General features: G+C 60.6%; 6 protein-coding genes. 4 read left to right on the forward strand and 2 right to left on the reverse strand.

Annotated features, from left to right (window positions below; genetic code table 11):
- Positions 1-66: 66 nt before the first annotated feature.
- Positions 67-738, reverse strand: a complete 672-nt coding sequence (locus VGL22_RS12260) for a GNAT family N-acetyltransferase (protein ID WP_465267217.1) — start codon at positions 736-738, stop codon at positions 67-69.
- 30 nt (positions 739-768) lie between these two features.
- Positions 769-1,671, reverse strand: a complete 903-nt coding sequence (locus tag VGL22_RS12265; RefSeq protein WP_465267218.1) for a tetratricopeptide repeat protein — start codon at positions 1,669-1,671, stop codon at positions 769-771.
- 587 nt (positions 1,672-2,258) lie between these two features.
- On the opposite strand from VGL22_RS12265, the gene VGL22_RS12270 reads away from it, so the two are divergent.
- The 4 genes from VGL22_RS12270 to VGL22_RS12285 all read left to right on the forward strand — a co-directional run.
- A complete protein-coding gene (locus VGL22_RS12270; protein WP_465267219.1) occupies positions 2,259-5,591 on the forward strand; it encodes a vitamin B12-dependent ribonucleotide reductase in 3,333 nt (1,110 codons plus the stop codon).
- Positions 5,592-6,121: 530 nt separating this feature from the next.
- A complete protein-coding gene (locus VGL22_RS12275; protein WP_465267220.1) occupies positions 6,122-6,823 on the forward strand; it encodes a lipid-binding SYLF domain-containing protein in 702 nt (233 codons plus the stop codon).
- Between the two features lie 88 nt (positions 6,824-6,911).
- Positions 6,912-7,100 (forward strand): Thivi_2564 family membrane protein, encoded by a 189-nt coding sequence (locus tag VGL22_RS12280; protein WP_465267221.1) that lies wholly within the window; start codon positions 6,912-6,914, stop codon positions 7,098-7,100.
- A gap of 232 nt (positions 7,101-7,332) precedes the next feature.
- Positions 7,333-9,002, forward strand: a 1,670-nt coding sequence (locus VGL22_RS12285) for an OmpA family protein (RefSeq protein ID WP_465267222.1), incomplete at its 3' end; no start/stop codon positions are given.

Below are 9,002 nucleotides of genomic sequence, written 5' to 3' on the forward strand. Positions count from 1 at the left end.
TGCGTCGTTGGCCGCGGCCGGCGCCTGTGCGGCCCGGCCCCGGCAAGCAAGCCCTGAGGCGCTCAGTTACCCCGTGAAGCTCGCCAGAGGCAGCCGCTGCCGGCCCTCTCCGTCGAAGTTTTCGGCGTCGAGCCATGCCTCAAAGCGGGCCCGTTGCGCAGGCCACTCCTGGTCCACCATAGCAAACCATGCCGTGTCGCGATTCTGCCCCTTGATGATCATGTGCTGCCGGAAGACCCCCTCAAATGCAAAGCCAAGGCGCTGGGCGGCGGCGCGGCTTGGCTGATTGAGGGCATTGCACTTCCACTCGTAACGCCGATAGCCGAGGTCCTCAAAAACGTGCCGCGCCATCAGGAACATGGCCTCCGTGGCCGCGGTGGTGCGCTGCAGAGCCGGGGAGAGCTGGATGTTGCCGACTTCGATGACCCCGTGTGCGGGTTCCATGCGGAGGTAGCTGGCGTACCCTGCCGCGTGCCCTGATCCGGCCGGCACAATCGCGTAGAAAATCTGGTCCACGGCCGATTGCTTGCGCTCGATTGCGGCGGTAAGCTCCGCCTCAGTGCCGTAAGGCCCGTCGAACATCCACTGCCATACGTCGTCGTGCCCGTTCAAGGCTTGCCAGAGCGGCGCGGCGTGGCGTGCAGCATCGAGGGGCTCAAGGCGCACCGTGCGGCCCTCCATGGGCTCGCGACGGGGCAAGGACCGGGGCGTCCAGTTGGTCAGGTCTTTGCGGGGCATGGAGTTCAGGGTAGCAGGGCGCGCCCTTCTCTACTGCTGAGCCGCCTGCTGCTTCAGCCGCTTGTCGACGCTGGAGTCGATCTGGGCCACCTCGTCAGGCAGCAGCTTGGCGGCGGCCTTTTTGCGTACTTCGACGGTTTTGATTAGATTGTCCCCCTTGAGGTGCGGCACCACCAGCCCCAGCCAGTAATACATTTCGCGCGGGCTGTCGTTCAGCATCATGGCCAGGTCAAACTCCGCGGGCACATACCCCTGCTCCGCCGATTTGCGGAGCCATTCCCTGGCGAGCGCGTGATCCGGCGCCAGGCCGTGCTTGCCGTCCTCATAGTCCATGGCGATCTGCAACTGCGAACTGCCGTCGCCGAGTTCCGCGGCCCGATGAATCAGGTTCCACGCCTTGACCTCATCTTTCGCCACACCCTGGCCCTGGATGTACAAGAGCGCGAGGTTGACCATGGCGCCGGGAAGTCCCTGATCCGCGGCCTTCTGGTACCAGGCCAGAGCCTGGGCGTAATCCTGCGAAACGCCGTCTCCGTGCGCATAACAGAGACCCAGAGAAAACTGGGACAAAGCAAAACCCTGCTCCGCCGATTGACGGTACAGTGCAGCCGCGCGTGCATAATCCCGCGTCACGCCCTCGCCAAATTCGTAGAGAACTCCCAGATTGTGCTGCGCCCGCGCATGGCCCTTGTCCGCAGCCTTCTGGTACCAGGAGGCTGCCTGCGCCAGATCTTGAACCACGTCCTTGCCCGTATCGTAGGCCAGTCCCACCTGAAATTCAGCGTCTCGGTCGCCGGCCTTTGCCTTTTCCATCAGCGAGGGCCCGACTCCCGATTTGAAATCCGGCGTCTGCGGGTGCGCCACCCCTGCGCACACAAAAGCCAGCAGGAGGAGGACGAAGGGTCGTGTCTGCGATGTGAGCTTCTTATTCATGGCTGAGGGCACGCTATCACGAGGACGGCGACCTCCACTTTGCGCGAGGGCACTCAGGCTAAAAATCGAGATTTCGCCCCAGTTGTCCACATCTGCACAGGCAAGCCTTGCATTTCCACCGGTTTGCGTCCTTGTTCGGAGATGCGGCGGGGCATAGGCTTGAGTTTGCCCTTGGGTTGGATCGGAGAGAGAGGGCACCGTCAGAACGGGCGAGCCAGTGACCGGAATTCCGCTCCTGACGCGACGTTTGGCGCTTTCCACAGGGCGAACGCTGGACTTTTGAGCCCGAGTTCCCGAATCGCAATCAAAACACAATATATTGTGGCTTCGTATTGACATGCACCAAGGACAGCGGTATTTTTTCATCTGCGGCTGTAAACGCACGATGAACCGGGACTACGAAGATCAGGCGGCACAAGGCCGCTAAAGGGTGCCGGCAGCCCGCACACTGAATCACATTGCAAGCACGGCTTTTTGCCTTGGATCTGTCTGACACGACACCCTTTTCTATTCACTTTTTCGGGCTGACCCCCCGAGCTGAGTTTTAGGCATTTCAGTTTTTTCTGCCCACCAAGGAGACACCCCCCATGAACGAGGCCCAGCTGCACACCTCCACTTCCGCTTACACCAGCCACTCCAGCCACGGCGGCTTGCGCTTTACGCGCCGCTTCACCCGCCCCGGCATTTCGCCCTATGACGAGGTGCAGTGGGAGAAGCGCACCGCATCCATTACCGACAGCAAGGGCAACACGATCTTCGAGCAGAAGGACGTGGAAGTGCCGTTTGACTGGTCGATGACGGCCACGAACATTGTGGCCTCGAAGTACCTGCACGGGCAGATGGGAACGCCGGAGCGCGAGACCGGCGTGCGGCAACTGGTGCAGCGCGTGGCCGAAACGGTGCGGGACTGGGGGTATGCGGGCGGCTACTTCATGACGGCCGAGGACGCGGCCGTGTTCTACGACGAGCTGGCCCACATGCTGCTCACGCAGAAGGTGGCGTTCAACTCGCCGGTGTGGTTCAACGTGGGGTGCGACCGGCTGGAGCCCAAATCGGACGGGGCGAGCTGGCACTGGGATCCGGCGACTGGGTGCGTGAAGTTCGAGTCTACGGGCTATAAGAATCCGCAATGCTCCGCGTGTTTCATCAATGCCGTGGAGGACTCGCTGGACGCAATCCTGACGCTGGCGAAGACGGAGGGCATGCTGTTCAAGTGGGGATCGGGAACGGGCACCAATCTGTCGCCGATTCGCGGATCGAAGGAACTGCTCTCCGGCGGAGGCGAAGCTTCAGGGCCGCTGAGCTTCATGCGCGGCTTCGACGCCTTCGCGGGCGTCATCAAGTCCGGCGGGAAGACCCGGCGCGCGGCCAAGATGGTGATCCTCAACGTGGATCATCCGGACATTGTGGACTTTATCGATTGCAAGGCCAAGGAAGAGGCCAAGGCATTCGCGTTGATTCGCGCCGGGTATGACGGATCGGGCCCGGACTCCGAGGCCTATTCCTCCATCTTCTTCCAGAACGCGAACAACTCGGTGCGCGTGAGCGATGAGTTCATGCGGGCGTACGAGGCCGACGGCGAGTTCCAGACGCGTGCCGTGAAAGATGGAAGGCCCGTCAACACTTACAAGGCGCGCGCCATCATGCAGAAGATCGCCAAGGCCACGTGGGAGTGCGGCGACCCGGGATTGCAGTTTGACACCACTATCAACCGCTGGCACACGAGCAAGAACACGGCGCGCATCAATGCGTCGAATCCCTGCTCCGAGTACATGTTCCTGGATAACTCGGCCTGCAACCTGGCCAGCTTCAACCTGCTGAAGTTTGTGAACGCGGCGGGCCAGTTCGATATTCAGGCCTACCGGCATGCGGTCTCCGTGATGATTACGGCCATGGAGATCCTCGTCGACAACTCAGGGTATCCCACGGAGTCCATCGCGAAGAATTCGCATGACTACCGGCCCCTCGGTCTGGGCTACGCCAATCTGGGCGCGCTGCTGATGGCCTTCGGCATTCCCTATGACTCGGAAGCTGGACGCGACCTGGCTGCGGCGCTCACCGCCATCATGTGCGGGCAGTCCTATCTGCAGTCCGCCATCATTGCGGGCTCGTGCAAGCCTCTGGCGTCTGCCACCAACCTCACTGCTTCTGTGGAACGGCAGGGTGGCGCTTGCCCCGGCTTCTACGTGAATCGCGAGCCGTTCCTGGATGTGATCCGCATGCATCGCGCCGAGGTGAACAATATCGGCCGTTCGAAATATGCGAGCGAGCCGTTCGTGGTGCCGCAGCTTGAGCAGTTGCTGGATGCGAGCCGCGAATCGTGGGACATGGCGCTGCTTTATGGCGAACGCCATGGCTATCGCAACTCGCAGGTCACGGTGCTGGCACCAACGGGGACCATCGGCTTCATGATGGATTGCGACACCACGGGCATCGAGCCTGATCTGGCGCTGGTGAAGTACAAGAAGCTTGTCGGGGGCGGGATGATCAAGATCGTGAACAACACGGTGCCGGCCGCGCTGTTCAAGCTCGGATACACCGACGACCAGGTAAATGCGATTGTGAGCTACATTGACGCGACGGGCACGATCGAAGGCGCGCCCGGCATCAAGGCCGAGCATTTGGGGGTGTTCGACTGCTCGTTTAAACCTGCGAAGGGCACGCGGTCGATTCAGTACATGGGTCACATCAAGATGATGTCCGCGACGCAGCCTTTCCTGTCGGGCGCGATCTCGAAGACGGTTAACCTGCCCAATGAGGCTACGGTGGAAGATGTGGCCGAAGCGTACGCCGAGAGCTGGCGCCGCGGCATCAAGGCAGTGGCCATCTACCGCGACGGTTCCAAGGGTACACAGCCACTCAACACCAGTCTCGATGCCAAGAAGGAGCCCTCGGCTCTGGAGGTGGTGGCGGCGCGCGTTTTGACCAACATGGCTGCCGGCCATGCGGCGCCCGAAGCCGACGTGAAGGCGCTCGAAGCCAAGATCGGCGAGAAGCTGGAAATCACGGCGAAACAGGTGATTGCGGCGGCGTCGGCGTTCCAGAGGTCGTTGGACGAAATTGCCAAAGCTGCGGCTGTTCCAGTGATCAAGGCCACACCACCGCCGATGCATGCGCCCGTGCATGAGCAGCACCAGGATCTGAATGCTCCGCCGCGCGCTGTGCGGCATCGTTTGCAGGAAGAGCGCGCGTCGGTCACGCACAAGTTCTCCATCGCGGGGCACGAGGGCTACATCACCGTGGGTCTATATCCCACCGGGCAGGCGGGCGAGATCTTCATCAAGATGGCGAAGGAAGGGTCCACGGTTTCCGGCCTAATGGATTCGTTCGCCACCGCGGTTTCGCTCGCTCTGCAGCATGGTGTTCCGCTGCGCGTGCTGTGCGAGAAGTTTGCGCACACGCGCTTTGAGCCCAGTGGATGGACGGGGAACGAGCAGATTGGCTATGCGAAGAGCCTGATGGATTACATCTTCCGCTGGCTCAATCTGCGCTTCCTTTCAGGCACGCAGTTGACGCTGTTTGCGGGGCTGGCTCCGCAGGCGCCGCAACTACCGGCGTCGCCCACCATTTTGAGCGTGGCGGAGCTGGAAGAGGAACGTGCGATGCCTCAGGATCAACTGGCGCGCCTGGCGGAAGAGGTGGCCCGCAAGCTGAACGAGGTGAGCGGACAATCAACCCTGCCCGGCATGGGAACGACAGCGGCGCCGGCCGGCGGCATTGCGCCTGAACTGCGCGCGTCGGGACAAACTGCGGCGGTGCCGGAGCTCAAGGATCGCGGCATCTATCACGCCGCCGATGCCATGCGCGACATGTATGACATGGGCGATGCACCGAGCTGCGGAGTGTGCGGCGCCATCATGGTGCGCAACGGTAGTTGCTACCGCTGCATGAGCTGCGGGTCGACTTCCGGATGCAGTTGATTCCTTTTACGTACCTCTAGGGTAGTAGGAGGGAGGAGGAGCTGAGGGGTGAGCGTCAGGATGAAAGTTTTGACGTCGATCGTAAAAGTTTTCACCCCACAGTTCCCTCTGGCGCGCCAGTGGTCGTTCTCGCGCGATGGTCGTATTGCAACCAGAGTTTAGACCAGCTCCGCACATCCTTCGCGAGGCTGTCCGGGCCTGCTCGCCTGAACGGCGGGTTCTTTCAACAATGGCAACGGTTCCAACAAGTACCTTTGGGGTGTTAACAGCAACCCGGAGCGTGAACTATCTTCCGAGTAATTGCCTTGGATAACTACTGAAGGCAAATCGGCATCTAAGTAGCGTTTCGCCGCATTCGGGATAAGTAGCAACTAGTTGATATTATTAGATATATGTTACATCCTGGACTCTATCCATGTTATTATCATTTTGGAGAAGAGTAAGGTTGTCCTCTCCCTCTTGGTTTCTGCGCTAAGTCAGCCCACCTGACATCTGTCCCTCCTTAGCTACGCCCTCCAAAAGGAAAACTCATGAAGGTCACTTCTCTTTTAGTGGTCGGCGCCCTCGCGCTGACAGCAGCAAACCTGTCCGCAGCCTCCGGTCATCAGGATTCGATAGAGCGTCTCGGCATGGCGTCCGACACGCTGACTGCGATGGTCAATACACCCGATAAGGGCATCCCTGAAGAAGTTCTCAGCAATGCAAAATGCATCGTGGTGATTCCCCATCTCGTCAAGGGTGGATTCGTAATCGGAGGAGAGCACGGCCGTGGCGTCGCATCCTGCCGCACCACGGAGGGATGGAGCGCGCCGGCCTTCGTCTCCCTTGGCGGTGGAAGCTGGGGATTGCAAATCGGCGTGGAAGGCGTTGATGTCATCATGCTGGTCATGAACGACAATGGCCTGCAGCACATGCTCTCGAGCAAATTCAAGGTGGGTGCAGATGCCTCCGCTTCAGCCGGACCGGTTGGCCGCCACGCCTCTGCCGGCACTGACTGGAAGATGGATTCCGAGATCCTCACCTACTCGCGCTCCAAGGGCGTATTCGCCGGTATCGCACTGGACGGCGCCGTCGTTGAACAGGATAAGGACTCCACCCGCGCCATCTACGGGGGCAACCGCTCGTTCCGCTCCACCCTGGCCGGCAAAGTTCACGCCCCGCAGTCTACCCAGGCATTTCTCCGGACCATCGCCCGGACTGCTCACGCCAGCGCCGTAGCCGACGCGAACTAGCTTCCCACGTGCCCCTGAATCAACACTCCCGCCCGCGCATCGAGTTTGTCATGTGGTCGCCGGGAGGCCTGCAGGAAATGAGAACACTATGTCGCTTCTCCATCTCGTCATCACGCTCATCGTTGTCGGTGTCTTGCTCTGGCTTGTGAATCGCTTCATCCCCATGCAGAGCAGTATCAAGTCAATCCTCAACGGCGTCGTCGTGATCTGCGTAGTGCTGTGGCTCCTCGATATCTTCGGCGTCTTCCACTCCTTCGCCAGGATACATATCGGCTAGACAGCGCATCTCTTCCGCTCAAGTCAGACGCCCGCAGGGAACAGCGTCTATTAAAACTCAATCACTTCGTTCAACCCGCCGGGCAGGTCACCTGCCTGCAGGAGAAGTTGTGAATACTAAGCTCTTGTTTGGTTTTGGAATTGCGGTTGGCTTGAGTGCCTCGTGCTACGCGAACGCTCAGGGCGCCATGCCAGAAAACAGTAACGGTTCCGCCTCGCTATTCGCGGTCCACATGACCACGCGTACAGTGCAGGCGGTTAATTATCAGCATCACGGCGGCGAAACCAAAATTGACTTCGCCGGCACGGCAATCATGCCGTCCGCGAACGGCGTCGCCGAGGTAAAAAGCCAGCGCGGCTCCATCGCCATCGAAGCTGAATTCGGTGAGCTCCAGAAGCCCACCGCGTTTGGAGCCGAGTACCTCACTTACGTTCTGTGGGCCATCTCGCCTGAGGGCAGGGCGGTCAATCTCGGTGAAGTTCTGGTGGGCGGCAACCATCGCAGCAAGCTTCGCGTCACCACGGACCTCCAGGCATTTGCCCTGGTCGTCACGGCCGAACCGTATTACGCGGTTCGTCAGCCGAGCGACGTCGTGGTTCTTGAAAATGTAGTGCGTTCCGATACCAAGGGGATCAGCGAGGCGGTGAACGCCAAATACGAGCTGATGGGTCGTGGCGGGTACATTCCCACCGGCTATAAATTCGATCCCGTAGTCCTCGATGCAAAACTTCCCCTCGAATTCATGGAAGCACGCAACGCTCTTCGCATTGCTCAGTCGGAAGGGGCGGAGCGATATGCCAGCGACAGCTATCAACACGCCGTCCAACTCATGGACACAGCGGACAAGTACGCCACGGAAAAGCATTCTTCCAAAAAAGAACTGATTGCTACATCGCGTGAAACCGTGCAGACGGCGGAAGACGCGCGCGCCATCGCCGTGAAGAATCTGGATGAAGCGACTCGCAACGGAGAACGCCAGAGCTCCGCCACCGCGCTTGCTCGTTCGCAAGCGCAGACTCAGGAAGCTACGCGGCAGAAGAATATGGCACAGGCAAACAATGACCTGGCTCAGGCCGCGAACGCCCAGGCGCAGTCGGAAAATTCCATCGCCCAAGCCCAGAAGTTGAAGGCCGAGTCGGATACGGCGCTGGCGCAGTCTGACAATGCGGCAGCCGAGGCCGCCCGGGTTAAGGCGGAAAGTGACGCGGCCCGATCGCAGGCAAATATGGCCGCTGCCCAGGCCGATGCCTCAGCATCCCAGGCCGGCATGGTCGCCGCCCAGGCCAGTTCGACAAGGGCAGAAGCAGACGCCGCCAAGTCTCAGGCTGATATGGCAGCCAGCCAGGCATCTTCCACCGCGCAAGTGAACGCGGCAAATGCAGCCGCCGATCAGTCCCGCGCAGTTGCTCAAGTTGCCGAGGAAAGCGAGCACCATGCTGAAAGCGAGAAGGCAGTTCTTCGCGCCCAACTCGAAGCCCGTCTCAACCAGATCCTGCAGACCCGCGACAGCGCGCGCGGACTCATTGTCAACATGTCCGACGTGCTGTTCGATACGGGAAAGTTCTCACTCAACCCGGGCGCTCGTGAGAAGCTGGCCAAGATTGCTGGAATCCTCATCTCTTACCCGAGCCTCAAGACTGAAGTGGGCGGCTATACCGATAACGTCGGCAGCGACGACCGCAACCTGTCGCTCTCCGAAAACCGCGCCAATGTGGTGCGCGATTACCTGGTGCATCAAGGCGTGGCAACTGACTCCGTGAGCGCCCGCGGCTTCGGCAACGCGTCGCCCGTAGCGTCGAACGACAACTCGGGCGGCCGCCAGAGCAATCGCCGCGTAGAACTCGTAGTCGCAGGCGAAGCCATCGGTGTCCCCACTCCCGGACCGACTGCCAGCCTTCGCTA

Source organism: Occallatibacter sp. (assembly GCF_036502485.1).
GTDB lineage: Bacteria > Acidobacteriota > Terriglobia > Terriglobales > Acidobacteriaceae > Telmatobacter.

What these genes read in the sequence shown, in the direction of transcription:
- VGL22_RS12260 (WP_465267217.1), bottom strand. Translation starts at nt 738, where the DNA reads ATGCCCCGCAAAGACCTGACCAACTGGACGCCCCGGTCCTTGCCCCGT.
- VGL22_RS12265 (WP_465267218.1), bottom strand. Translation starts at nt 1,671, where the DNA reads ATGAATAAGAAGCTCACATCGCAGACACGACCCTTCGTCCTCCTCCTG.
- VGL22_RS12270 (WP_465267219.1), top strand. Translation starts at nt 2,259, where the DNA reads ATGAACGAGGCCCAGCTGCACACCTCCACTTCCGCTTACACCAGCCAC.
- VGL22_RS12275 (WP_465267220.1), top strand. Translation starts at nt 6,122, where the DNA reads ATGAAGGTCACTTCTCTTTTAGTGGTCGGCGCCCTCGCGCTGACAGCA.
- VGL22_RS12280 (WP_465267221.1), top strand. Translation starts at nt 6,912, where the DNA reads ATGTCGCTTCTCCATCTCGTCATCACGCTCATCGTTGTCGGTGTCTTG.